This is a genomic window from Lacimicrobium sp. SS2-24 (assembly GCF_002201535.1).
Lineage (GTDB): Bacteria > Pseudomonadota > Gammaproteobacteria > Enterobacterales > Alteromonadaceae > Lacimicrobium.
Map to the genome: position 1 here is coordinate 121,417 of NZ_NIWW01000009.1, position 24,248 is coordinate 145,664.

Consider the following 24,248-nt stretch of genomic DNA (forward strand, 5'->3'; position numbering starts at 1 on the left):
TAATGATGAATGCTAAACCGATATTGCAGGCCAGTCTGATTGCCCTGGCCGTTGCTGGCTGCAGTCCAGCTCCACAATCTCAGCAACCAGAACAACCTCAGACAGCGCAGCAACAAAGTGAATCTCAGCGCCTGGCCGCTTTTTTTGAACAAAGCTATGAGCAGGATCTGCAACGCTCACCAATGCTGCAAAGCTACCGTGGCCTGAAATCCGATTATGATAAATGGGATGATGTTTCAGAAGCCTTTAATGAGGAAACTGCAGCCCTTCTCAAAGCCCGCCTGGCGACACTGGAAAGCTTTGATCTGAGTAAACTCAGTAAACAGGAACAACTCAGCCACAGTGTTTTCAAAGCTGACGTTGAGCGCAAACTAGCCAATGACGACTTTCGCCATCATACCTATATCATGGATCAGTTCCGCGCCTGGCACACCACCGTTCCCAGTTTCCTGATCAATATTCACAGTGTGAAAAGTCTCGATGATGCACAAGCCTATATCGGCCGCCTGCAAGGAGTAGAGCAGCTGTTTGACCAGGTGATTAACCAATTAAAAATCCGTGAAAAGCTGGGTGTCTTTCCACCTAAATGGTCCTACGAGCAAATGATTGTTGCCGCCAGAAATGTGATCACCGGCGTGCCCTTTGCACAAATGCAGGAACCCTCAACCCTGTGGGAAGATTTTTCTCAGAAAGTGGCCGCACTGGAAATAGATCAAACCGAAAAAGACGATCTGATGGAACAGGCCAGAACCGCCCTGATCACGAAAGTGGGACCGGCCTACGAAAAATTGATTGACGAACTCGCCCATCAACAGGCTTTATCACCTGAAGGTGACGGCGTGTGGCGACTGCCAAAGGGTGACGAGTGGTATAAAAACCGTCTTGCCTGGTTTACCACCACCGACCTGAATGCCGAACAGGTGCACCAGATTGGTCTGGACAATGTCGCGCGTATCCACAACCAAATGCGTGACATCATGGAGCAAGTGAACTTTAACGGTGACCTGAGTGAATTTTTTGAGTTCATGCGCAGCGACGAACAGTTCTACTATCCGGCCACCCCCGAGGGCCGTCAGCGCTACCTCAGTGAAGCCAAAGCCCTGATTGACACCATGGAAAAAGAGATTCCGGCGTATTTCGGCTTGCTGCCTAAGGCGGACATGATCGTGAAACGGGTCGAGCCCTTCAGAGAAAAATCTGCTGGTAAGGCGTTCTATCAAAGCCCGGCCAAAGACGGCAGTCGACCGGGTATTTACTATGCCAACCTCTACAACATGCGTGATATGCCCACTTATCAGATGGAGGCCCTGGCCTATCATGAGGGTATCCCCGGGCATCATATGCAACGGGCTATCGCTCAGGAATTAGACGGCATTCCTGAGTTTCAGAAGTACGTGTCGTTTACCGCTTATACCGAAGGATGGGGGTTATACACCGAAGAACTGGCCAAAGATATGGGCTTTTATAAAGACCCCTATTCTGATTTCGGTCGACTGGCAATGGAATTGTGGCGAGCCTGTCGCCTGGTGGTGGATACCGGTATCCACGCCAAACAGTGGAGCCGTGAGCAAGCCATTGACTACCTGATCAAAAATACCCCTAACCCGGCTGGCGACGCAACCAAAGCTATCGAACGTTATATCGCTATGCCAGGGCAGGCAACCGCGTATATGATTGGCAAACTCAAGATCATGGAGCTGAGACAGTCGGCCATGGATGCCTTAGGCGAGAACTTTGACTACCGTGGTTTTCATGATGAAATCCTCAAGGATGGTCCCGTCCCCATGGATATCCTGGAGACAAAACTGCGCAACTGGATAGAAAACATCAAGCAGAGATAATTCAGTCGAAAAAAGTCCGGTGAATGCCGGACTTTTTTGTATCAGGGAATGATGCCCGTATACTGCGATAACAGCAATCTGGTAACAAACTTTATGTTTTCACGAAAGCAAAGTGGATCGACCCCGGTCAATACCCACATGATAAGCAAACAAAAACGCTACGAGACGCTGGTGCAGGCACTGCATGGCGATATTTATCGCTACGCCTACTGGCTTGTGGGAAACAAAGCGGTAGCTGAGGACATTACTCAGGAGACGTTCTTAAGGGCGTGGAAATCACTGGATTCGCTGAATGATGAAAAAGCGGCAAAATCCTGGCTGATTACCATCCTGCGGCGCGAGAATGCCCGTCGTTTCGAGCGCAAACAGTTTGATTTGGTCGATATGGATGATGTGACTCTGTCTGATGACGGGCCGGGCCATGAGACCCAGTTAGAGCATCGGGAATTGCACAGACTGATGGCCGGCCTGAGTGAAGAATACCGTGAACCCCTTATTTTACAAATCATGTTTGGTTTCAGTGGTGACGAAATTGCCGCTCAGCTGGACCTGAATAAAAACACCGTCATGACCCGTTTATTCCGGGCCAGAAATCAGATTAAAGAGGCCTTAGACAGTCATGACTCAGCAAGAGGGCGTAAAAATGGATGATTTAGAATTCCGTCGCACCATTTATGCCGACCCGAATTGTGATAGCAAAGCGCTCAGGGATGCCGCCGCCAATGACCCGGCAAAGCAGCAGTTCTGGGAGGAAATGAAACAGCTGGACAAAGAGTTGCTGCAAACAGCCCGTGTACCGCTGCCCGATGGTCTTGCTCAGCGACTGATGCTCAAACAATCCATGCAGGCCCATAAGCAGCAACAGAGACGACGTCGCTGGCACCTCTCCATTGCCGCCTCGGTGATTGTATTGTTTAGTGTCAGTTTGACGCTCTGGCAGAAGCAGGATGTGGATTTGAGTCAGCATGCCCTGGCTCATGTTTATCACGACGCCAATGCATTACAGGTTGATGAGAATGTTCCCCTGGAGCAGATCAATGCAAAGCTGGCCAGTTTTGGTGGCCAGTTTACCGACGATATCGGCAAAGTTTACTATGCCAATTTCTGTGATTTTAACCGGGTCAAAAGTCTGCATATGGTGATTGAGGGCGAACATGGTAAAGTGACCGTGTTTGTGATCCCCCACAAAGACAATCAGACACTGGAAGCACGGTTTAATGACAGGCAGTATCAGGGCCGGGGAATGGCACTGCAACAGGCAAACCTGATTTTGGTAGGTGAAGACCAGCAGTCCTTACAAAAAGTACAGGACAAATTGCAGGGCCGAATGTTGTTCTCTGCCTAATAAAAAAGCCCATCAAATGATGGGCTTTTCTTTTATTGTGGTGCCTCTTACATCTTCTCCATCACTTCAATGCCCAGCAACTCCAAACCCGTTTTCAGTGTTCTGGCGGTCAGGCTGGCTAAAAGCAGGCGACTCTGTCGAAGATCTGCATCCACGTCAGATTTGAGAATCGGGCAGGCCTCATAAAAGGTCATAAAAGCACTGGCCAATTCAAACAGGTAACTGCACAGCACATGGGGCGCGGCGTCTTTTTCAACCTGTTGCAGCGCCTCAACAAACTGGGTCAGCTGCACGGCTAATGCGCGCTCCTGTGCCTCGCGGATAACAATCTCTCCGGTTAAGCCTTCCTGAGCGACTTCGGCCTTGCGGAAGATACTCTGCACACGGGTATAGGCATACTGCAGATATGGCGCCGTATTCCCCTCAAAACTGAGCATGGTGTCCCAGTTAAAAATGTAATCCGTGGTACGGTTTTTACTTAAATCGGCGTACTTGACGGCACCGATGCCAACCTTACGCACGATCTCATCCCGCTGTTGATCATTAAGTTCTGATTCACGTGTCGCCAACAAGGTAGCCGAACGCTGTACGGCTTCATCCAGCAGGTCGGCAAGTTTAATGGTACCGCCGCTGCGCGTCTTGAAAGGCTTACCATCGCTGCCCAGCATCATGCCAAAAGGACAATACTCATAGGTGGTGTCGTCACGCAGCAAACCCGCCTTGCGTCCGACGATCTCCGTCTGTTTAAAGTGCAGTGCCTGTCGCGCATCGGTAAAGATCAGGATTCTGTCTGCCGCCAAATCAAAAGACCGATAACGCATGGCAGCGAGGTCCGTGGTGGAGTAAAGGTATCCGCCTCCGGACTTTTGGATAATGTAAACCGCAGGCTTGCCCTCTTTATCGGCTAATTCGGGTAAGAACACCACCTGCGCCCCCTGGTCTTCAACGGCGATGCCTTTTTCTTTGAGTTCGGCAACGATATTGGCCAGTTCTTTGTTGTAAGCACTCTCGCCCATGATGTGTTCACGGCGCAGCGTCACATTCAGTTTGTTATAAACCTCTTCACTGTGCGTAATGGAAACATCAATAAACTTTTGCCAAAGCTGGCTGCATTGGGTATCGCCACTTTGCAGGCGCACCACGTACTCCCGGGCACGATCAGCAAAGCCCTCTTCTTCATCAAACCGCACCTTGGCTTGCCGATAAAAGTCTTCCAGATCAGACAGCGCCGTCTCTGCAACCTGATCAGAAGCCAGCTTATCGTTCAGATGCGCCAGCAGCATGCCAAACTGCGTGCCCCAGTCTCCCATATGATTCTGTCGCAGCACCTTGTGCCCCATAAATTCCAGGGTTCTGACCACGGCATCACCGATAATGGTGGAGCGCAGATGTCCGACATGCATCTCTTTGGCCAGGTTTGGAGAAGAATAATCCACCACTACCGTTTTGGGTGTCTCCTGCATAATTCCCAGATGCGGATCTTTCAGAGCGGCGCAGAGCCTTTGCGCCAACCACTGAGGACGTAAATGAATATTGATAAAACCGGGCCCCGCCACTTCCAGCTTCTCTGCCATATCATCCAGATTGACCGCCGATACAATTTTTTCTGCAATATCGCGGGGTTTCTGCTTCAGCACTTTCGCCAGTGCCATCGCACCATTAAACTGATAATCACCGAATTCGGGGCGCGTACTGCGAGTCAAAGGCAGGCTGGTTCCTGTAGGGGCATCCATCGTTTGTAGTGCCTGCTTAAATCTGTCCAGTAACTGCTGTTGTATATTCATTATCATCATCCAATTCTTCTCATGGTCGGCATTGAGACGGCTCAGGCGTCTTTAACGCTCAGGTACAATTACTACACGTCAGAACTAATGCTCTCGGGTCTGTACAAACTTAATGTCCGGGTGACGCTCCTGTGCCAGCGACAAATTGACCATGGTGGGAGCAATGTAAGTCAGATTATCACCACCATCTAAAGCCAGGTTGACCTCGGCTTTGCGCTTAAACTCATCCAGCTTTTTGGCGTCATCGCAATACACCCAGCGCGCGGTACTGACGTTAACCGGCTCATAAATGGCCTCTACCTTATATTCAGCTTTGAGTCGTGCCACAACCACATCAAACTGCAACACTCCCACTGCGCCAACAATTAAATCGTTGTTTTGTAAGGGTCTGAACACCTGCACGGCGCCTTCTTCAGCCAGCTGAATCAGGCCTTTGAGCAGCTGCTTTTGTTTTAGCGGATCCCGTAAGCGAATGCGTTTAAACAGCTCCGGGGCAAAGTTGGGAATGCCAGTAAATTTGAGCATTTCTCCTTCGCTGAAGGTGTCACCTATCTGAATAGATCCGTGATTATGCAGGCCGATAATATCGCCCGCGTAAGCCTTTTCCAGCGCTTCACGGTCGCCGGCCATAAAGGTGAGAGCATCGGAAATACGCACATCCTTACCAATCCGACTCTGAAATAACTTCATGCCTTTTTCAAAGGTACCCGAGACAATACGACAAAATGCAATGCGATCGCGGTGTTTGGGATCCATATTCGCCTGAATTTTAAACACGAAGCCGCTGAACTTTTCTTCTTCAACACTGACTTCACGTTGCTCGGCCTGGCGGTTCAGAGGGCGTGGAGCCCATTCCACCAGACCATCCAGCATATGATCGACACCAAAGTTACCCAACGCGGTACCAAAAAATACCGGTGTCAGCTCGCCGCGCAAAAATTCCTGCTGGTCGAACTCATGGGATGCCCCTTGCACCAGCTCCAGGACATCTCGCAACTCTGCTGCGTAACTGCCGATGGCGTCATCCAGTTCGGGGTTATCCAATCCCTTGATGATACGGCTATCCTGAATCGTATGTCCCTGCCCCGTCTGATATAAAATGGTTTCATCTCTGAGCAGGTGATAGACCCCTTTAAATTCTTTGCCCATACCGATAGGCCAGGTAACAGGCGCACATTTAATTTTCAGCACGTCTTCGACTTCATCAAGCAGTTCCACCGGATCGCGGGTATCACGATCCAGCTTGTTCATGAAGGTAATGATGGGCGTATCACGCAGCCGGGTAACCTCCATCAACTTAATGGTTCTGGCCTCAACCCCTTTTGCCGAATCGATCACCATGAGGCACGAATCCACCGCTGTCAGCGTACGGTAAGTGTCTTCTGAGAAGTCTTCGTGTCCGGGCGTATCCAGCAAGTTAACCAGATGCTCATGATAAGGAAACTGCATGACTGAGGTGGTAACGGAGATCCCCCGCTCCTTTTCCATTTCCATCCAGTCTGACTTGGCGTGTTGACCGGATTTTTTGCCTTTGACTGTTCCGGCCTTTTGCAGGGCCTTACCAAAAAGCAGCACCTTCTCGGTGATGGTAGTTTTACCGGCATCCGGGTGCGAAATGATGGCAAAGGTTCTGCGTTTATTCAGTTGTTCAAGATAGCTTTTACTGGCCACGTTACTCTCTGTTGATATTACAGCGCCAAAAATGGCAGCGTTCAGAAACGAAATGATATGGGCGCGGATTGTAGCCGAATACTGGTTCTGTGTCGCCCTGTGGCGAGGCATTATTCACCTTACCCGGGCACAAAGTCAGCCCTTTAATGCACTATGCAGCTGTGTACGCCTTTTGCTGACTCCCCGCCATCAGTACAGAGATTACCGCAAGCCTGTACCGGACAGGATTGGCCGGTTAGGTCAGTGTTAACTTCATCATCATGGCGTCTTCGCGCCCCTGTGCGCTGGGGTAATAATTTTTACGTATCTCCATTACCTCAAAGCCACTTTTTTTATAAAGATGAATGGCTGCAACATTGGACACACGCACTTCCAGCCAGACTTCTTCACATTGTCTTGCTCTGCACTGTGCGAAAAAATGTTCGAGTAACAGATGCGACAGCCCCCTCCCTCTGACGGCGCGTGCCAGGCCAATATCCATCAATGTCACTTCTTTGAGCACCTGCAACCCCACATAGAATCCCACCACCTCATTGTCGTTGACCAGCTGCCAGGCAAAATAGGGAGAGGTGAGGCAACTGGCAAAGGTGGCCCGGCTCCAGGGATAAGCGTGACAGGCGCATTGCAGACCAAAGGCATCATCGTAGTTTTGGGCGTCGATAACGCTGAATGTCAGTGCTGCTGCAAGCGTTGCCATAATTGTTTCTTCATTGCCGGTGCCAGGCTCAGGTCTTGGGGTGCAGGCGCAAGCAATAACTGGCCATCAAAACTGAGACTTTCTGCAATCATCCAGTCTATTTGCTGATCCTTATCAAGCCATGCCAAGGCCAGCTGAATATCGTTAAACAGTGGATGGTGCTGATCAGCCTGTGGCAAGGCTAAAGGCTCCTGGTTTTGCGATTCTGGCGTGTGTGCGCTCTCGGCTGCGTTATGCGCCGCTAACGGCTCCGTGGGGGTCGCTGACTCACGCGGTGATGGCTCCACAGCCACATGCGCCTGAACGTCGTGCTGCGGAACTGTTTTGCTATCGTTGGACTGAGACAGCAGCACCAGCTTTTCAGGCGCACGCAATTGCCACTGAACAATTCCCATTTCAGTGAGCATAGCGGATTGATAAGGGCTCAAGGTTTTCATGGGCGATAGCTTAGCATGAAGCGTTTCGGCTTCAGAGCACAAATATTGCGTGTCGCTGAAACCAGGCTTTTCAGGCATCAGCGCCTGTGCGGACATAAAAAAACCTGCAATCAAGCAGGTTCTTAAAAAAGCTGGCAGGGGTGGAGGGATTTCCTCAGGCACGTCCCTGTGCCTGACCGCAAGCGGCGCTGACGCGGTACACTTTGTTCCCGACAAAGATGTCGAACCCATGGGGCTTCTCGCCCTCCACATTTCCAATGCCTTTCTCTTTTTCAGGACATAAAAAAACCAGCCACTTTGGCTGGTTTCTGAGATTTGTGGCAGGGGTGGAGGGACTCGAACCCCCAACCATCGGTTTTGGAGACCGCTGTTCTACCAATTGGAACTACACCCCTGCAATGGAGGCAGAATTATACCCATGGATGAACAAAGGTAAAGCAAATTCACCCTCTGTGTTTTCGATTGCGTAAAACTTAATCACTGCCTGCTGCTTTGGTCTGATTTACGCTGCGATACCACAGCTCATAAGTCAGCTGGGCAAGGGGTAACATCGCCTGAACCTGCAGCCATACTGACTGCTCATTTCGTTGCATCACTCTGGCGTAGCGTTCCGTCAAAACCCGGGATTGCTGATCATCGAGCTGGTTGATCATCATTGCCGAGGCCAAATCGAATTCTGCCACGGAACAGGCAGCATATTCCCAGTCCAGCACCATGCCCTGAGGCTCGATACATAAGTGTTCAAAGGCTAAATCATGATGACATAGGGTGTTTTTAGGCGCCTGCTGCCAGTATTCCTGATAAGCCTGCGCCTTTTCAAACAACGGGCCGCTGGTAAGACCTAACTGCGCCAGGTACCCTTGCCAGTCATCCACCAGATTTAACTCGGCGCAATCAACCGGTTGATGATGAATGCGCGCCAGTCTTGCCGCCAGTATTGACACCTTATCCTCAGACGTCACATCCACCTCTTCCAGCGTTTTGATGTCATGCCAGGTCTCCAGCAAAAATCCGTGCTGAAGGCTGAGAAAGAGAGGTTCGGGGGCAAGCCCTGCCACGGCCAGTTGTTGCTGCAACCTGAATAGCGCCTGGCGATCCAGACGAGTGGGCGTATTGTCAGCGAAGCATTTCAAAAAATAGTGACGCTGCCCTGTGGTAAGGCGGTAGTTATGGTTAATCTCACCGGCATTAATACGCTGCAACTGGATATCGTCTCCGATAAAATCCAGTTTTGCCAATGCATCGAGTATAGCCTCAGGCAGCATAAGGATTCACAACCTGTTCCTGATAACTGCTGCGCCATTTAATGTATCCATACACAGCAAAGCCAAAGTAGCCAACAAACAGAAGAGCGGTCAGCAACAGACCCGATTGCCAGTAAAGCCAGGCTGCCAACATATTGATCACGATCCAATATAACCAGTTCTCCAGTACCTTTTGGGTCACAAGATATGTGGTAAACAGGCTGAACACCGTTACCAAGGCATCCACATACAGATACTGCGCATTAAAATAGGGACGCAACACACCCGCCAGCAGCACCGAGATGAATAACAGTGTGACCAGGGCAACCAAGTGATAGCTCCAGGAGTGAGTTTTGACTTCCACTTCGGTGTCAGGTGCCCTGGACATCGCGCGCCATTGCCACCAGCCGTAGACCGCCATACCCAGATAATACACATTCAGCACGGTCTGTAATGGCAGGGTATGTTCCCAGAACAGCCAACTGTAAATAGCGGTACTGACCAAGGCACAAGGCCAACACCAGATATTCTGTCTTGCCGCAAGGTAGACATACGCCAGCGCCAGAACAACGGCCAACAGCTCCCAGCCTGACTGGCTGGCCCATTGTTGGGCCAGCAACTCAATGGTCTGGCTCACTTACCACTTCCCATGGCGTCACCATTTAGAAACTTACACACAAAGATGGCCTGGCCTATCTGTTGATGACTGCGCTGCATTTCCTTCGCCAAAATCTCCATGGTTGCCAGATACTCTCCGCTGACCCGTGTACTGGTCATGGTGGTATCGACTTCCAGTTGCGGGTAAGTGTTTAACCGATCAATAAAAGACTGAATCGGTGCGATATATTTTTCCATCAAGGGGTAGAGCGAAATCTCTGCCACCAGTTTATTTGCCCCATTGTTCTGCATAGTTCATCCCTTAAAAGATATAATCCAGACTGATTCCCAGCATCCTGCCATCACCGAACTGATAGTAGGGTTTGGGAATTTCATAAAACTCTCTGGGGTCATTACTAAACCCGCCAAACCCGCGCACCTGATATTCACGATCGAAGATATTGCGCCCCCAAAGTGACAGAGTCCAGTTCTGCTGCACAAAACTCAGACGACTGTTAAACAGTACCATACTGTCGGAACGTTCATCATGGCCGTCTGAAAAATAGAAGCTGTCTTTACCATCGGCTTCGATATGCCAGCGCAGGTTGTCGGAAATATCCCAGTCAGCACCGAAGTTAAAAGTATAGCGTGGTGCCTGAGCCTGATCCCGCTCATCCACAAAGGAACCATCGGCGCGTTCGTATCCCTTGAACGTAGCGCGCAACCATCCCAGATTAGCAAACAGCGTGACATCAGCATGGGGCTGCCAGCCCGTCTCCAGTTCCAGACCATAGTTTGTGCCGTTATCAGCATTATCGATAATATCGATAAAGGTTGCGGTACCGTCGTCTCGGAACTGCAAGTCATAGTCACTGATCTGGGTGTCTTTGCGCTCCATATAGAACGCGGCCAGTCGAATATGGCTATTACCGGCAGTGCCCTTGACGCCAATCTCATAGTTCCAGTTATATTCAGGTGCAAACAGTCTTTGCGTCTCACTAACACGCTCATCAGGGTTAAAACCGCTGGCCTTATAGCCGCGGTAAAGGCCAGCGTAAACCATGGTGCCGCTGCTGACAGTATGGTCAAGCACCAGCTTGCCGCCAACAATCGTATCTTGCAGTGATTCTGCAAAGCCACTGTTGTTATCATAATCAATGCGGAAGCGATCGACTCGCAGTCCTGCTGTCAGGCGGGTACGGTCATTAAAATGGGTGATGGTCTGGGCATAAAGCGCCATGTTGTCTGGCTCATAGCGGCTACCAAAATCTGTCTCAGCATAGGTGTACTGGCGCAGCAGGGTCTCATCCACAGATTTTCCATACAGCCCCACCACCCAGTCTGTAGTATCGGCAAACAACCGTGAACTGTCATCGGAGATGGCCCGAAGCTCCACAGATTTTGTATCGCGCTGGCGATAATAGGCATCGAAAGAGCTGTATTCCCAAGGGTGAAAACCCACATAGGTCCAGTCTTCATCGTAACCATAATCCATATCCGAATCGGACAGTGCGCCGATAACCAGCAGCCTCCCCCAGGACAGTTGCCAGTCGGCCTTCAGGCTCAGGGCATGGGATTTCTGGCGGTCAAACCCGGGCTCATCGGAGCGGGTCTTGTTATCATTATCCAGTGAAAAGGCATCATAGCCATTGTCGATGTCAAAGTATTGGTAGTTCAGATCCAGTTTCAGCTGTTGTGTAGCCTGAAAAGCCAGCTTGATTCTGGACGTCAGCTCGTCGCGATTGCCGGTATCATCACGACCCAGATGGATATTTTCAATAAAGCCATCGCTTTTGTATTGCTGCAATGCCACTCGATAATCCAGCCTGTCAGTCAAAGTACCGCCGTGGGCGACACCGGCGGACCAGGTATTTTGCTCTGCCAGGCTCAGACTCAGGCGCGATGCCTGATCAGCCCCGGCTGGTGTGGTCTGAATCTTGATCGCGCCGGCCAGCGCATTGGCGCCAAACTCAGTGGCTTGCGGGCCCTTTAGCACTTCAACCTGTTGCACATCAAACAGGGTACCGATGGCGGCGATACCGGAAAAGTCCACGTCATCGACGACCACCCCGACCGAGGGATTAACCGGCTCAGAAAACTGGCTTCGCTCACCAATACCGCGAATCTGTATAAAGCGTCCACGGGAAGCGCCGGCAGCAAAATTCACATTAGGGGCCACATTCAGGATCTGATCGAGGTACTGCGCCTGGCGGGCCTGGATCTGCTTCTCTCCAATCACAGAGACACTGGACGGCACGACCATCAGGTTTTGGACAGTAAAGTCTGAACTTACAAGGATATGTTCGATATCAGTCAGCTTAGCGTCATTCGCCGCACAGGTACCCGAAAAGGCCAGTGCGAGGGAGAGGGATAAAACGGTTTTTCTTACTATCATCAGGGATCTTCTCGTTGGTGCATGAAAAGATCCGGTACTACGGCAGGTCAATGGGAGTTGTAGCGGGGGTAGCCCCTAACCATTCCTACGCCGGTATTATCCGGATCAGGTTTAAGGGTTCCCGTTTCAGCGTTCTATGCTGGTGCGGATCTCAGCCTTTCGACACCCCTTGGTTAACTGATTTGCCTGCTTGGAGGCAAATCCGCTGCGGATTGTAACAATAACGCGCCGAAGCGCAAGCACCCTAGCCCATAAAAATCAGACGCGCGGTGCGCCAGGCTGTGGCGACTGGCTAATATGGGCCGTGAGTACCTGCTGCATCGCTGCTTTGACCGGAATGTCCAGCGGCTCACATCGGTGACGAGGCAGATAAAGTAAGTGCCCGCCCACCTGATAGCTAAGTGGCACATACACAGCAATCACATCCTCATCGTCAATTAGGTCAATATGCTCGTTGGTGACAAAGCCAATCATTCGAATATCTTCGTGTAAGGTCACCAGCACTACCTTTTGTAATTCCTGCTCTTCAGAGCCGGAGAACAGCTTCAGGATATCGCGAGCACTACCATACAAGGTTTTCACCAGAGGAATGCGATTGAGGCTGCGCTCCAACCACTCAAACAACTGTCTTAGCAGGTAGGCCTGCACCAGCAACCCCAGCATAAAAATAATGACCAGGCCAGACAACACGCCCATGCCGGTGATATACCATCCCTGCGGGAGCAAGTATTCCAGCAGCGGGCTGAGCAGAGACTCCGCCCAGCTAAAAAACCAATATAGTGCGCCAAGGGTAATGGCAATGGGCAGGGCAAACAGCAGCCCTCGTGCAAATGTTTGAGAAATAGATTTCATCAGATCTTCCGGTGACGCCATTGACTGGCGCCAATGTAGCACTGCTCAGCACAAAGCGAAATGCGCCCAGAGCGTTTCGCTGAGTAAAGGCACTGACGCCTCGGTTATTAGCCCATTCGTTCTCTTAATGCCTCAATTCGTCGCGCAAACACGGGCAGAGGATTTGCAAAGGAGTCGAGTATTGCCTTTGCTTCGTCAAACGCGTCGAGCTCTATAAGCACTTCAGCGTAGTTCAGCGCTGCATCAATGTCCTTAGGATTCAATTTGTAGGCGGCTGACAACGGTGCTCTGGCAAGCCCATATTCTTTGTGTTGCGCGTGAATCATACCAACAAGATTGAGAAGAACAGGGTTCTGCGGAGCAAGCTCAACTGCCTGTTCAGCATATTTAAGAGCCGATGCTAATTGACCTTGTTCTTTCATCAACCAGGCCAATTTGTGCAATGCATCAATATTCTTCGGCTCGTATGACAATGCCTGCTCAAACAAGGCAATGGCTTGTTGAGGCTGCTTACGAATCAGCTCATTGGCAAGTGTCAGACGCACCGCATTGTCGTCTGGAAACGCTTCAACATGCCCCTTCAGCAGATCAATCGCGGCCTTATGATCCTGTTGTCGAAAATAGAGATTGAATAATTTAGCCAGATTACGGGCTGTGGGCCTGGCCTGATACAGCGCACTCAGTTTAGGTTGCGCCGCGTCAAGATCTCCCTGGGCTAAAAGCATGTCACCATAGAGTCCTTCTGCGCTCGTTCGATGATGCTCGGCAAAGTCAAACTCTTCCAGAATACGACGGGCATGTTCATAGTTCTTTTTTTCTATCAAAAGATGAGCATGATTAAGTGCCAAGGCCGGTTCTTCCGGAAGTCTTTCGCGCCCTTCCAACACCTCCGTTAACGCCTTATCCAGCTGTCCCTGAGACTCATAGTGTGCCGCTAACTTCAGATAACTCTCTGCGAAATCAGGCTCCACATTCTGCCATTGGTTAAGATAGTCGATACTTTGTTGAATATTGTCATTGCGCGCGGAAAATGCTGAGAGCAAGCGCCAATAATCCCGGGAATGGGTGGCCAGTTCTTTTCTCAGCCCTGTCAACACCCGCAACGCATTGTCCAGCTCGCCTTTGTTAGCGTGGATCACCGCCAGAATCAGCGCAACAGATTCATTGCCCTTATTATCAGCATAAACCTTACGGGTACGGATAAAGGCTTTTTCCGGCTCTCCCAAGATCCGCTGTGCCACATAATAGAGAGTCAGAGCCTTTGCGTTGGCCGGATGGCTGGCAAGTGCCGACTCCAGAAAGCTCACCGCCTCTTGCGGCTGGTAGTCGTTAAGGGCCTTTCGGGCAAAGAACAAATTAGCCATCAGGCTGCCAGAATCCGCTTTCAGCGCTTCAGAAAAGTGTCTTTCAGCCACATCAGTTTCTTTTTCCTGTATCGCGATCAGCGCTTTTACGTTCTGAACCTGTTCAGCAAACTCCGGCTTCTGCTCCAGTGGCATCAATGCATTGCGGGCCTGCTCATATTCGCGCGCCTGGTAGAGTGCTACTGCATAGGCCAGTTGACTGACACCGCCATCATCATTGGCATGAGCTGCGGCTTTTAACATGTCCAGGCCACTGTCATCACCCATGGCCAACTTTAACAAGCCTTGTTGATGCATTTGTTGTGCTGTCAAAGAAAGCGGAGCGGTTAACGCCATCAGGGCCCGGGCCTTGTCTGCCTGTTTATTTTGCAGTAGCGCCTGGCTGACATAGTTAATCATCGACACATCCCCACCGCTGAGGGCCTGCTGCTCAACCAGATCGGCGAAAGCCGCGTCGTGATAGCCTAACATCAGCTGAGTAGCATGATAGATGCGCTTGGCGGTATGTCCCTGACTAAGATGGTTATGGATAGGATGAAGATAAAAATAGGCCTGCTCGAATTCTTTATTTCTGAATCCAGACACCCCTGCAATCACATAGTTTTGTGCCGAACTGTCACCCTGTTGTATCGCCCTTTTCGCATAGTCTGATGCCTGTGTATACTGCTGTTTCTGGAACGCCAGCATCGCAGCAACGCGATTGACAATGGCACTCCCTGGCGAGATTTGCAGTAAACGGTCAACGCGACGCTGCGCTTCATTTAACTGACTGAGCCGCATAAAAGCCAGCGCCAGTGTATCTGTGCCCGCGATAGACTTTGGATACATCCTTTCATAGGTTTGTAGTTGCGCAACGGCCTTATCAAACTGACCTTTTACATAATTAAGCTGGCCCAGCAATAACTGCACATCGGCGTATTCAGCATACTGCTCTGACAGTTGCGCCTCATACCCGGAAAAAGCCTGCCAGTCCTGATTCAAAAAAGCAGACAAGGCACGTCCCGCCAGATAGTAGGGTTTGTCTTCGACAGGTTCCAACTTGCCGAGCGTTTCCATACTCTGCTCAAACCGTTGCAGCTTGAGCAGCGCCCATCCGCTATAAAACCCAATGAGCTGTCTGTACGTTTCCTGATCTTCCTGCGGCATTTCCTCGATATAACCCAGCAACGCCTCGAAGTCCTGAGACATAAACAGCGCCTGCACCATCAACGGCACCGTCTCAGCTTTGCGCGCACCAAATTTGTCAGCCTTACCGAGCTCTTTAATTGCCAGCAGAGATGACCCTTGTGCAAGATAAGCGGTACCCAACAGCAGCCTGGCCTCTCTATTGCTAGGTTCTGCCCTGATCACTTGCTTGAGTTCAATGATGGCTGCATCGGTGTCCTGCTCCAGCATAAACTGTCTGGCCGATGCCATTTTTTGCTGCGGGTCGGCGTTACCACAGCCCACAAGCACTGCGGCAACACATCCAATGAAGATAAGTTGTCTGATTCTGCCAAAAAACACGGTAAGCACTCCTGAACGATGGCGCTCAAATAAAATAAACCAATAACGCTAGCACGAATTCGCTTTTCAGGGTTACGGATGAGATTTATTTAGCGGCGGGGCGGGTGTTAATTTACTCTGCACTGCTATGTCTACAGGATGAGACTGCTTCCAATACAAGACGGGGACGCCATGTTGCATACGCACCGGAAAGCTGAGCTGCTGCACCTGGGCCAACGCCAGGCGACTCATCATCGCTGAGCGCTTATTGCTTTCGGTCAGCCTTGCTTCGACCACCTGTCCCTTTTCATCCACCAGCACATCGACCAGAACCGTCACTTTTTGTTCCAACGCTCTGGGGTTGGCTTCCATCAATATCTCCTGTTTCACCTCCTCCCGTGCTGATATCGATAGAGACCAGCTGAGAAGGATGATACTCGCGCACATCAAAGCGATGATTCGTATTGTCATAAAGAAAAATTACTTCAAAATCGGCAAAAATAAAAGCCGGCAGAAACCGGCTTTTTGACTACATGACGACACTAAATCGTCTTTAAAGGGCTTTGCGCTTGCGAGCGACAGATACGCCTAACACACCAAGAGCAAACAGCACGATAGTGGATGGCTCAGGAACCGGCACGCTGCCAGCCATGACGGCATTCACCCAGCCCAGGTAAGACTCAATAATAATCCCCCCCAGGACATCACCAAATGACCCATCGGCAAATCCCAAACCAATACCAAAGGTATTAATCGCAGCCAACCAGTATTTATCATTCAGCGCATCGTAAACAAAAGAGGGACCACCAGAGTCACCGCCACCGATATTCGCCTCACCATAGATGGGATTAGACGGGTCAGACAGGTCATTATCCTCTGGCAACACCGAGCTACAACCCAGCCCAAAGCCACACAGGGTATCGTAGACACCGGCAAAGTCACCCTCAGTGATAGTACCGTCAAAATCGGCGTACCAGACTTCCTGTGCACCACCGAAGCCTTCTTCGTCATTGCCATCAACAAAATCGACAATATTGCCACCGGTCAGTTTTGAGGCAAAATCTGGCCCACCTGTATAACCGGAACCATCGCCGCGCGTACCATAGCCCACCATGGTGAGCTGAGTTCCGTCGGTACCAGATTCAAGAGTATTGGTAATCGAACCGGAATAAAAATCATAAATCTCTACGCCCGCAGGCAAATCTTCAGAGAGTGTAACAACCGCAACATCATCACCAACGCAGCCACTGGTGCCGTCGGGACAAATATTAAACCCTTCATAGTCAGGATGGATCTGCACATCCGAGGCGGCAATTAAACTACCGGGAGTTTCATAATAATTGCCATCATCATTAAGTACTGCCGTCAGACTGTAATTGGCCTGACTCAGGTCCATCACGGTTCCCTGACCATCGGCGTCTACACAGTGGGCCGCTGTCAGAATATGACGACTGGAAATCGCCGTACCAGTACATATATAAAAAGCACCATCGATATTCATGGATAGACTGACTACGCCGGTGAATCTTGAGCCGGATACATTGGGGTCGACGCGACCTTCCCAGCCGGAATTTTCACCACCACCAGAAATGTAAGCTTCGGGACTAAGACCTTGAGCACTGATCAAAGACTGACCCGCAACAGCACTGATGCTGGTACCGGCAAGGGATGCGAGTAACGTGGCTGACGCTAGGAGTTTTAGTTTTTGTTTTATCATTTTCCTGCCTTTTAGGATTTATTATAAAAAAAGCCGATAGCTATGATAGCCTCGGCCGATGGAAGCAGGAAGTACGCCAGAATGATTAATGCTTTTATATCAAATAGTTAACAACATTCTCACTTTAACAATGTATCTGACTGTAAAATTATCTGACAATTTTGAGTCTTAATGACTTGGGATGAATTAAGTGGTCAGCCCGATGTTATCGGGCGCAAATAAAATAGCCTCGGTATAGTGCATCTGTTTGCTGGTTAACTTCAGATCGCGGAGTTTAATCTGACAGCAGAGGATGACATCGGGCCTGCCTTCGGCTGTTCCATTTTGTTCCTGACAAGATGGTCGAACCTGGGAGGTTCTCTTCCCATTGGGCCGCGCATAAACACTAAATTACCGGGAGTATTTTAGGACAGCTTTAGCTGGCCCGCGAAGCGGGTGAGCCTCAGAGATGAGGCGAACAAAAAAGCGCATGCAAACTGCGCATGGCCGTCGGCTTCTAAGCTGAATTTGCATGCAGGAGGATTATTCCGGGCTTCCTGCCCTTCACCCCTTCAGGGCCAGCCTTCGGCTGTTCCATTTTGTTCCTGACAAAATGGTCGAACCTGGGAGGTTCTCACCCCATTGGGCCGCACATAAACACTAAAATACCGGGAGTATTTTAGGACAGCTATTAGCTGGCCCGTGAAGCGGGTGAGCCTCAGGGATGAGGCGAACAAAAAAAGCCCATGCAAACTGCGCATGGGCTGAGATGTTTAATTTGTTGCAGGAGGAGGATTACTCCGGGCTATCCCTGCCCTACGCCCCTTCGGGGCCAGCCTTCGGCTGTTCTGATTTGCTCCCGGCAAATCGGTCGAACCTGAGGAGGTTCTCACCCCATTGGGCCGCGCATAAACGAAAAAGCCCCGGTGAACAACACCGGGGCTTTTTCGTTTATATGGCGGACGCAGGAGGATTCGAACCTCCGACCGCTCGGTTCGTAGCCGAGTACTCTATCCAGCTGAGCTATGCGTCCTGAAATTGTGTCTACTTGCTAAATTACATCCTGTAATCTGATTCCAGCTCGGCCATCCAAGCCTCGCGTTCTTGCCTCTCGGCGTGACGTTAAGTCACCCCTCGTTCGCTTCACTCACCGGCAAATCACCCAGCTGAGCTATGCGTCCTGAAACTTGTTCCGCTTTGCTATCAAGCGAGGGCGCATTTTACAGAATGTCCGAATTTATTCAAGCGATTCGAATAGCCTTTTTCAGGCCTTATTGCCAAGCAGGTTTATCGGTACTTTCAGGTAGTGGACGCCGTTATCTTCCGCCGGCGGCAGTTCGCCGGCACGAATATTGACCTGAATGCTGGGAATAATCAGTTTTGGCATACCCAGTGTTTTATCCCGCTTCACGCGTTTTTGCACAAACTCCTCGACAGTCGTATCTTTATTAATATGAATATTATTGGCCTTGTGCTCGGCCACTGTAGCTACATAACGCAGCGACCTTCCCTCGGGCTGATAGTCATGACAGACAAAAATTCTGGTTTCATCATCCAGCGCATAGAGCTTTTGTACGGATTCAAATAGCAGTTCGGCACTACCGCCGGGAAAATCACAACGGGCCGTACCGGCATCAGGCATAAACAAACTGTCCCCCACAAAGGCATTGCCGTCAATCAGGTAGGTCAGACTGTCATTGGTATGACCCGGCGTGGTAATCACTTGGCCATGAAAACGCCCTACAGTGAAGGTATCACCCTCGACAAAAAGATGGTCGAAATCCTGCCCCTGTACGTCCTGCTTATCACCTAGGTTAAACAGGCGTTGAAAGTTCTCTTGTACTTTTGTAATGCCACTGCCGATGGCAATTTTACCGCCCAGTTCTGCCCGGATATGCTGGGCTGCCGTCAGATGGTCCGCATGAGCATGGGTTTCCAGAATCCATTTCAATGTCAGTTGATTCTCTTTCACTGCCTGAATAAGTTGATCAGCAGACGTCGTATTCGTTTTGCCGGCGGCGTAATCAAAATCCAGTGCAGGATCGATGATTGCCGCCTCTTTGGCTTGCGAATCAAAAATCAGATAGGACAAGGTTGAGGTGTCCTGATGAAAAAATGTCTGTACCTGTAATGACATCTGTTGCTCCTCAGTAACTGAATGCCCTTGTAATTTAGCAAAATACGAATTACCATACAACCAATTGTTATATCTTATTCCTTTTTGGAGGTTTGGTGACACTGGTAATCCTTGCCGCATCCAGTATTGGTCTGAGCCTGGGTATTTTTGGCTCCGGCGGCGCCGTGCTGGCATTGCCGGTACTGGTATATCTGGCTGGTCATGAGCCCAAACTGGCGATTACCGGCGCACTCTTTATTGTGGCGGCCATCAGCACCCTCTCATTATTGCTTAGTCACAGCAAACGTCTGGTTGACTGGCAACTGGCGTTACGCCTTGGCATAACCGGTATGCTCGGCGCCTATATGGGTGCCTGGCTAGGCAGCCTGGTTTCTGGTCTAGTGCAATTATCAGTATTTGCTTTACTGATGCTTATGGCCAGCGGCTTTATGTACAGGGGTAAAATCCGTCTGAATGATAAACAAACCAGCCTGCCCTTGATGCTTGGTGTGGGCACCGTCGTGGGCATGCTCACGGGTTTTACCGGCGTTGGCGGGGGATTTTTACTGGTGCCCGCCATACTCAGGTTTACCTCCCTTGATTTTTTTCGGGCCAGAGCCACCAGCCTGGTGCTAATCAGTGTCAGCGCCTGGACGGGATTTTCAAAAAGCGCCTGGCTATTACCCAGTGCCAGCCAACTGGACTGGACATTACTACTGATCATTGCTGCCATGGGCGTAGCCGGCAGCCTGCTAGGACAACGCTGGTCGGCAAACTGGCCTCAACACAATTTACGTAAAGGCTTTGCACTATTATTGCTAACGCTGGCCTGTTTTATTCTTTATCAAAACCTTTCATGAAGGAGCCTCATTATGATTAAAACCGCACCACAATTAGTGGCCGAAGCCAAAGCTGGAATTAAAGAAATCCCCATCAATGAGCTGGAACAACAACTTGCCCATCAGATTGTCATCATTGATGTGCGAGAGCCGCAGGAATATGCCCAGGGATTTATTCCCGGGGCCATCAATCTGCCACGGGGTATTCTGGAAACCAGCCTGACTGAGTTGCCGCAGATAAAAGGCGCCGAATCCCCTCTGGAAGAACTGGCTGAAAAAGAACTCTATCTTTATTGTCGTAGCGGCGCTCGCAGCGCTCTGGCGACGGAGTCATTGATGCGAATGGGCTTTGATAAAGTCTACTCGGTAGACGGCGGCTTTGAAGCCTGGAAGAAAGCGGATCTTCGGATTGAGACCCCTTAACACTATCTGAAAAGGCTGTCGTGTAATTTAGAGAAATCTAAATTAATCATTGACAGCCTGTTTTTTTGAACTATATTTCGATTATTTCTAAATTAGCAATTACTGTACTTGAGGGTGGTTATGGCGGACAAACTCATCGAACTGGTCACGGCGAAACGCAAGCTGGTGTTTTGGGGCTTATTGATTCTGACCCTGGTTTTTGTCGTTCAGTTGCCGGGCATCCAGATCGATACAGACCCGGAAAACATGCTGCCGGCAGATAATGCGCAGCGACAATTCCATAATCAGACCAAGACCCGCTTTGCCATGCACGATATGGTGGTGGTAGGTGTCGTTAATCCAGCTGGTATATATAACCCGCAGACATTGGCGCATCTGGTCACGCTGACAGAGTTTGCTGCCGGTATTGATGGCGTGGTCGAAGCAGATTTAATGTCACTGGCAAATGTAGACAATATCGACCAGCAAGAGCCTGGCACTATCCGCTTTGAGTGGATGATGAAAACCGCACCAAAAACCATTGAGCAAGCCAAAGCAATCCAAGATAAAGCCGAGCGCCTGCCACTTTTGTATAACACCTTGGTATCTGGTGACGGTCAGGCTGCCGCACTCTATGTGCCCATTACCGATAAAAACAAAAGCTACGCCATTGCCCAGCAACTGCGCAGTAAAATCAGTGAATTAGACAGTCAGGATGAATGGCATATTACCGGTTTGCCGGTAGCAGAAGACCGTTTCGGCTATGAGATGTTTGTACAGATGGGGATCAGTGCGCCGCTGGCAGGGTTAACCATCTTTATTCTGCTGTGGGTGTTTTTCCGCAATATTCCCTTTATTGTCGCTCCGATGATCGTCGCCATGGCAACAGTGTTGATCACCATGGGCCTGCTGATAGGCATGGGCTTTACCGTGCATATTATGTCCTCCATGATTGCGATTTTTCTGATGCCCATCGCGGTGGTGGACTCGGTACACATTCTGTCTGAGTTTGCCGATCGCTATAAACCCGGCGACAAGGTTAAAACCGTCCTAAAAGAAGTCATGGGCCACCTGTTTACGCCGATGCTTTTTACTTCCATTACTTCTACTGTGGGCTTTCTATCGCTGATGATCACCCCTATCCCGCCGGTACAGATCTTCGGTGCTTTTGTGGGCTTTGGGATTATGCTGGCTTATTTGCTGACTGTGATCTTTGTACCGGCGTATTTAAGTGGCCTGAGTGAAAAAACGCTGCTCAACCTGACCCAGAGACTGCCTGACGAAAGTCAGTCAAAACTGGCCCCAGCCCTGGTCCGCCTTGGCAGGCTGGCAGGCAGCCATGCCAAACTCTGGTTGGCTGGTTTTATTGCCTTGTTTTTCTTAGCCTTGTGGGGCATCAGTCAGATCCAGATCAACGATAACCCGGTACGCTGGTTCAAAGCCGACCACGAACTGCGTATCGCCGACCGGGTACTGAATGAGCATTTCGCTGGCACCTATGATGCTTATCTGGTGATGCAATCTCAGGGGGATGTCAGTGCAGATGTTAAAGCCCTTTTGGAAGAAACGGCGAATAGTGAAGCACTGTCACAAAATACCGCCAACTGGTTGCTCCAGCAGCAACAGCAATTTGATGCCAGCATCAGTCTGTCGACGCTAATCAGTGCCATCTATGATAAAGGTTTTGAGCTGGATATGGATGAGTCGGATCGCCTCACTGAACTGGCCCTTGCTCTGGAAAGCATCGAGAGCCAGAGCAAAGCCTTTTTAAACCCGGCTGTGCTTAGCTATATGAGCAGTTTACAGCAATATCTTAAAGACAGCGGTCTGGTGGGTAAGTCCAACTCACTGAGCGATATCGTCAAAACCGTTAATCGCGAGCTACGCAGCGGTGAGGACCCAGACTTTGCCCTGCCAGATACCGCGAGTGGCGTATCTCAGACGCTGCTACAATATCAATCTTCTCATCGGCCTCAGGATCTCTGGCACTTTGTCACGCCTGACTATCGCCAAAGTCTGATTTGGCTGCAACTGACCAGTGGCGATAATAAAGATATGACGGCGGTCGTGACCCTGGTGAAGGATTATATTTCTGCTAACCCTCTTCCCGACGGCCTGAAGGTAGACTGGGCCGGTAAGGCTTACTTAAATGTGGTTTGGCAACAACAAATGGTCGCTGGCATGCTCGACAGTCTGATCAGTGCTTTTGTCATTGTCATGGTCATGATGATGTTGCTGTTCAGATCCGTCGCCTTTGGTATTCTGGCCATGCTGCCTCTGACCTTAACCATTTCCCTTATCTATGGGCTGATTGGTTGGGTAGGCAAAGATTATGACATGCCAATCGCCGTGCTCTCTGCGCTGACCCTGGGATTGTCAGTCGATTTTGCTATCCATTTTATTGAGCGTTTCCGCGCTACCTGGGCCACCGAACAAAACTGGCAAAACACCCTCAAGCTTATGTTTGAAGAACCCGCCCGGGCCATATCACGTAACGCCATTGTGATTGCCATGGGCTTCACGCCCTTGTTATTTGCACCACTGGTACCTTACATCACTGTGGGTGTATTTCTGGCTTCGATTATGGCCATTTCAGCACTGGTTACCCTCGTCATGCTGCCTTCAGTGATGGCACTGACGCGAAACTGGCTGTTCAGAACCACTAAGTCTTAAGGAGAAATGCGATGAGATTCACATACAAATGGTTGGTGCCCCTGTCACTGATGCTCAGCCCTTTAGCGCAGACACAGGAAGTGGATGTGCAGGAAATTGTTAAGCGGGCCGAACTGGCCGCTTACTATGCCGGCGATGACGGCCGCAGTGCCGCGCGCATGCTGATCACCGATCCCCAGGGCCGCAAGCAAATGCGCCAGTTTGTCATCCTGCGCAAAGATCGTGAGGATGGCGGTTCACAGGATATGATGGTGTTTTTCTCCCGCCCTGCCGATGTGCGCGATACGGTTTTCCGGGTAGTCAAAAACACCGAGCGTGATGATGATCGCTGGCTCTACCTGCCAGGCCTGGACCTGGTTAAACGTATTTCAGCCGGAGATAAACGCACTTCTTTTGTGGGCTCCCATTTTTTCTATGAAGACGTATCAGGACGCAGCACCTCTCAGGATGACTTTACGCTGATAGAAGAAACCGATGAACAGTACTTGTTGGAGGCTAAACCCAATGACCCAGCTGCTGTTGAATTCGCCCGCTACAAAGTGAGTATCGATAAAGGCACCATGCTGCCGGTCAAAATCGATTTCTTTGATGCCAAAGGCGAAAACTACCGACGCGTAGAAGCGCTGAAGATTGAGACGATACAAGGCTACCCGACTGTCACCCATTCCCGTGTACAGGATCTGCGCAGCGGTGGTGAAACCGAAATGCAGTTTCGCTTTATCAGTTACGATCTGGGCCTGCCTGATGAGGTATTCTCTGAACGCAGTTTGCGTAACCCACCCCGTGACTGGCTGGAGCTCAGGGACTAAC

The 24,248-nt window shown here is 50.3% G+C and carries 20 protein-coding genes, 2 tRNA genes and 1 riboswitch; of the genes, 7 read left to right on the top strand and 15 right to left on the bottom strand.

Annotated features, from left to right (window positions below):
* Positions 1 to 2 precede the first annotated feature (2 nt).
* The 3 genes from CCY32_RS14730 (at position 3) to CCY32_RS14740 (ending at position 3,186) form a co-directional block, all read left to right on the top strand.
* Positions 3 to 1,841 (top strand): DUF885 domain-containing protein, encoded by a 1,839-nt coding sequence (locus CCY32_RS14730; RefSeq protein ID WP_088332003.1) that lies wholly within the window; start codon positions 3 to 5, stop codon positions 1,839 to 1,841.
* Positions 1,842 to 1,934: 93 nt separating this feature from the next.
* Entirely contained in the window at positions 1,935 to 2,492 is a 558-nt protein-coding gene (locus CCY32_RS14735) for a sigma-70 family RNA polymerase sigma factor (RefSeq protein ID WP_088332103.1), read from the top strand.
* Positions 2,485 to 3,186: a DUF3379 domain-containing protein gene (locus CCY32_RS14740; RefSeq protein WP_088332005.1), complete on the top strand. Its 702-nt coding sequence runs from the start codon at positions 2,485 to 2,487 to the stop codon at positions 3,184 to 3,186. Before CCY32_RS14735 ends, CCY32_RS14740 begins: the two co-directional genes overlap by 8 nt.
* Positions 3,187 to 3,233: 47 nt before the next feature.
* On the opposite strand, the gene argS is transcribed toward CCY32_RS14740, so the two are convergent.
* The 15 genes from argS to CCY32_RS14820 form a co-directional block, all read right to left on the bottom strand.
* Positions 3,234 to 4,970, bottom strand: coding sequence for an arginine--tRNA ligase (gene argS, locus CCY32_RS14745; RefSeq protein ID WP_088332105.1), 1,737 nt, complete (start codon positions 4,968 to 4,970; stop codon positions 3,234 to 3,236).
* 84 nt (positions 4,971 to 5,054) lie between these two features.
* The gene (gene prfC, locus CCY32_RS14750; protein WP_246840637.1) at positions 5,055 to 6,641 is read right to left on the bottom strand and encodes a peptide chain release factor 3; all 1,587 of its coding nucleotides are present in this window, start codon (positions 6,639 to 6,641) and stop codon (positions 5,055 to 5,057) included.
* Between the two features lie 235 nt (positions 6,642 to 6,876).
* Positions 6,877 to 7,338 carry a ribosomal protein S18-alanine N-acetyltransferase gene (gene rimI, locus CCY32_RS14755; protein ID WP_088332009.1) on the bottom strand — a complete coding sequence of 154 codons (462 nt, stop codon included), beginning with the start codon at positions 7,336 to 7,338 and terminating at the stop codon, positions 6,877 to 6,879.
* The gene (locus CCY32_RS14760; protein WP_141096242.1) at positions 7,314 to 7,871 is read right to left on the bottom strand and encodes a hypothetical protein; all 558 of its coding nucleotides are present in this window, start codon (positions 7,869 to 7,871) and stop codon (positions 7,314 to 7,316) included. Before CCY32_RS14760 ends, rimI begins: the two co-directional genes overlap by 25 nt.
* A gap of 222 nt (positions 7,872 to 8,093) precedes the next feature.
* Positions 8,094 to 8,170: transfer RNA gene (locus CCY32_RS14770), tRNA-Trp, on the bottom strand.
* A 78-nt stretch (positions 8,171 to 8,248) separates the two neighbouring features.
* A complete protein-coding gene (locus CCY32_RS14775) occupies positions 8,249 to 9,040 on the bottom strand; it encodes a phosphotransferase (protein ID WP_088332015.1) in 792 nt (263 codons plus the stop codon).
* A complete protein-coding gene (gene pnuC / locus CCY32_RS14780; protein WP_088332017.1) occupies positions 9,030 to 9,656 on the bottom strand; it encodes a nicotinamide riboside transporter PnuC in 627 nt (208 codons plus the stop codon). Before pnuC ends, CCY32_RS14775 begins: the two co-directional genes overlap by 11 nt.
* Positions 9,653 to 9,928 (bottom strand): hypothetical protein, encoded by a 276-nt coding sequence (locus CCY32_RS14785; RefSeq protein ID WP_088332019.1) that lies wholly within the window; start codon positions 9,926 to 9,928, stop codon positions 9,653 to 9,655. Before CCY32_RS14785 ends, pnuC begins: the two co-directional genes overlap by 4 nt.
* A gap of 10 nt (positions 9,929 to 9,938) precedes the next feature.
* Positions 9,939 to 12,011 carry a TonB-dependent receptor gene (locus tag CCY32_RS14790; RefSeq protein ID WP_088332021.1) on the bottom strand — a complete coding sequence of 691 codons (2,073 nt, stop codon included), beginning with the start codon at positions 12,009 to 12,011 and terminating at the stop codon, positions 9,939 to 9,941.
* 65 nt (positions 12,012 to 12,076) lie between these two features.
* Positions 12,077 to 12,191: riboswitch (TPP riboswitch) on the bottom strand.
* Positions 12,192 to 12,269: 78 nt separating this feature from the next.
* A complete protein-coding gene (locus tag CCY32_RS14795; RefSeq protein WP_168171537.1) occupies positions 12,270 to 12,863 on the bottom strand; it encodes a DUF502 domain-containing protein in 594 nt (197 codons plus the stop codon).
* 107 nt (positions 12,864 to 12,970) lie between these two features.
* Positions 12,971 to 15,733, bottom strand: coding sequence for an XrtA/PEP-CTERM system TPR-repeat protein PrsT (prsT, locus tag CCY32_RS14800; RefSeq protein ID WP_168171538.1), 2,763 nt, complete (start codon positions 15,731 to 15,733; stop codon positions 12,971 to 12,973).
* 72 nt (positions 15,734 to 15,805) lie between these two features.
* The gene (locus CCY32_RS14805; protein ID WP_088332027.1) at positions 15,806 to 16,084 is read right to left on the bottom strand and encodes an energy transducer TonB; all 279 of its coding nucleotides are present in this window, start codon (positions 16,082 to 16,084) and stop codon (positions 15,806 to 15,808) included.
* 181 nt (positions 16,085 to 16,265) lie between these two features.
* Positions 16,266 to 17,429, bottom strand: coding sequence for a trypsin-like serine protease (locus CCY32_RS14810; RefSeq protein ID WP_088332107.1), 1,164 nt, complete (start codon positions 17,427 to 17,429; stop codon positions 16,266 to 16,268).
* Between the two features lie 935 nt (positions 17,430 to 18,364).
* A tRNA-Arg gene (locus tag CCY32_RS14815) sits at positions 18,365 to 18,441 on the bottom strand.
* 231 nt (positions 18,442 to 18,672) lie between these two features.
* Complete coding sequence (locus CCY32_RS14820) at positions 18,673 to 19,545, bottom strand: MBL fold metallo-hydrolase (protein ID WP_088332029.1); 873 nt, start codon at positions 19,543 to 19,545, stop codon at positions 18,673 to 18,675.
* A gap of 95 nt (positions 19,546 to 19,640) precedes the next feature.
* Here CCY32_RS14820 and CCY32_RS14825 point away from each other — a divergent pair, with 95 nt between their 5' ends.
* From CCY32_RS14825 to CCY32_RS14840, 4 genes are all read left to right on the top strand, one after another.
* The gene (locus CCY32_RS14825) at positions 19,641 to 20,384 is read left to right on the top strand and encodes a sulfite exporter TauE/SafE family protein (protein WP_168171539.1); all 744 of its coding nucleotides are present in this window, start codon (positions 19,641 to 19,643) and stop codon (positions 20,382 to 20,384) included.
* 12 nt (positions 20,385 to 20,396) lie between these two features.
* Positions 20,397 to 20,786 (top strand): rhodanese-like domain-containing protein, encoded by a 390-nt coding sequence (locus CCY32_RS14830; protein WP_246840638.1) that lies wholly within the window; start codon positions 20,397 to 20,399, stop codon positions 20,784 to 20,786.
* A 120-nt stretch (positions 20,787 to 20,906) separates the two neighbouring features.
* Positions 20,907 to 23,438 carry an MMPL family transporter gene (locus CCY32_RS14835; RefSeq protein WP_088332033.1) on the top strand — a complete coding sequence of 844 codons (2,532 nt, stop codon included), beginning with the start codon at positions 20,907 to 20,909 and terminating at the stop codon, positions 23,436 to 23,438.
* Positions 23,439 to 23,449: 11 nt separating this feature from the next.
* Positions 23,450 to 24,247 carry an outer membrane lipoprotein-sorting protein gene (locus CCY32_RS14840; RefSeq protein ID WP_088332035.1) on the top strand — a complete coding sequence of 266 codons (798 nt, stop codon included), beginning with the start codon at positions 23,450 to 23,452 and terminating at the stop codon, positions 24,245 to 24,247.
* Position 24,248 lies beyond the last annotated feature (1 nt).

Bases quoted from the DNA above. Each gene is read 5' to 3' on its own strand.
- argS (WP_088332105.1), bottom strand. From the start codon at position 4,970: ATGAATATACAACAGCAGTTACTGGACAGATTTAAGCAGGCACTACAA.
- CCY32_RS14760 (WP_141096242.1), bottom strand. From the start codon at position 7,871: ATGTCCGCACAGGCGCTGATGCCTGAAAAGCCTGGTTTCAGCGACACG.
- CCY32_RS14835 (WP_088332033.1), top strand. From the start codon at position 20,907: ATGGCGGACAAACTCATCGAACTGGTCACGGCGAAACGCAAGCTGGTG.
- CCY32_RS14730 (WP_088332003.1), top strand. From the start codon at position 3: ATGATGAATGCTAAACCGATATTGCAGGCCAGTCTGATTGCCCTGGCC.
- CCY32_RS14795 (WP_168171537.1), bottom strand. From the start codon at position 12,863: ATGAAATCTATTTCTCAAACATTTGCACGAGGGCTGCTGTTTGCCCTG.
- CCY32_RS14735 (WP_088332103.1), top strand. From the start codon at position 1,935: ATGTTTTCACGAAAGCAAAGTGGATCGACCCCGGTCAATACCCACATG.
- CCY32_RS14785 (WP_088332019.1), bottom strand. From the start codon at position 9,928: ATGCAGAACAATGGGGCAAATAAACTGGTGGCAGAGATTTCGCTCTAC.
- CCY32_RS14840 (WP_088332035.1), top strand. From the start codon at position 23,450: ATGAGATTCACATACAAATGGTTGGTGCCCCTGTCACTGATGCTCAGC.
- CCY32_RS14830 (WP_246840638.1), top strand. From the start codon at position 20,397: ATGATTAAAACCGCACCACAATTAGTGGCCGAAGCCAAAGCTGGAATT.
- CCY32_RS14790 (WP_088332021.1), bottom strand. From the start codon at position 12,011: ATGATAGTAAGAAAAACCGTTTTATCCCTCTCCCTCGCACTGGCCTTT.
- CCY32_RS14805 (WP_088332027.1), bottom strand. From the start codon at position 16,084: ATGGAAGCCAACCCCAGAGCGTTGGAACAAAAAGTGACGGTTCTGGTC.
- CCY32_RS14810 (WP_088332107.1), bottom strand. From the start codon at position 17,429: ATGATAAAACAAAAACTAAAACTCCTAGCGTCAGCCACGTTACTCGCA.
- rimI (WP_088332009.1), bottom strand. From the start codon at position 7,338: ATGGCAACGCTTGCAGCAGCACTGACATTCAGCGTTATCGACGCCCAA.
- CCY32_RS14820 (WP_088332029.1), bottom strand. From the start codon at position 19,545: ATGTCATTACAGGTACAGACATTTTTTCATCAGGACACCTCAACCTTG.
- CCY32_RS14740 (WP_088332005.1), top strand. From the start codon at position 2,485: ATGGATGATTTAGAATTCCGTCGCACCATTTATGCCGACCCGAATTGT.
- CCY32_RS14775 (WP_088332015.1), bottom strand. From the start codon at position 9,040: ATGCTGCCTGAGGCTATACTCGATGCATTGGCAAAACTGGATTTTATC.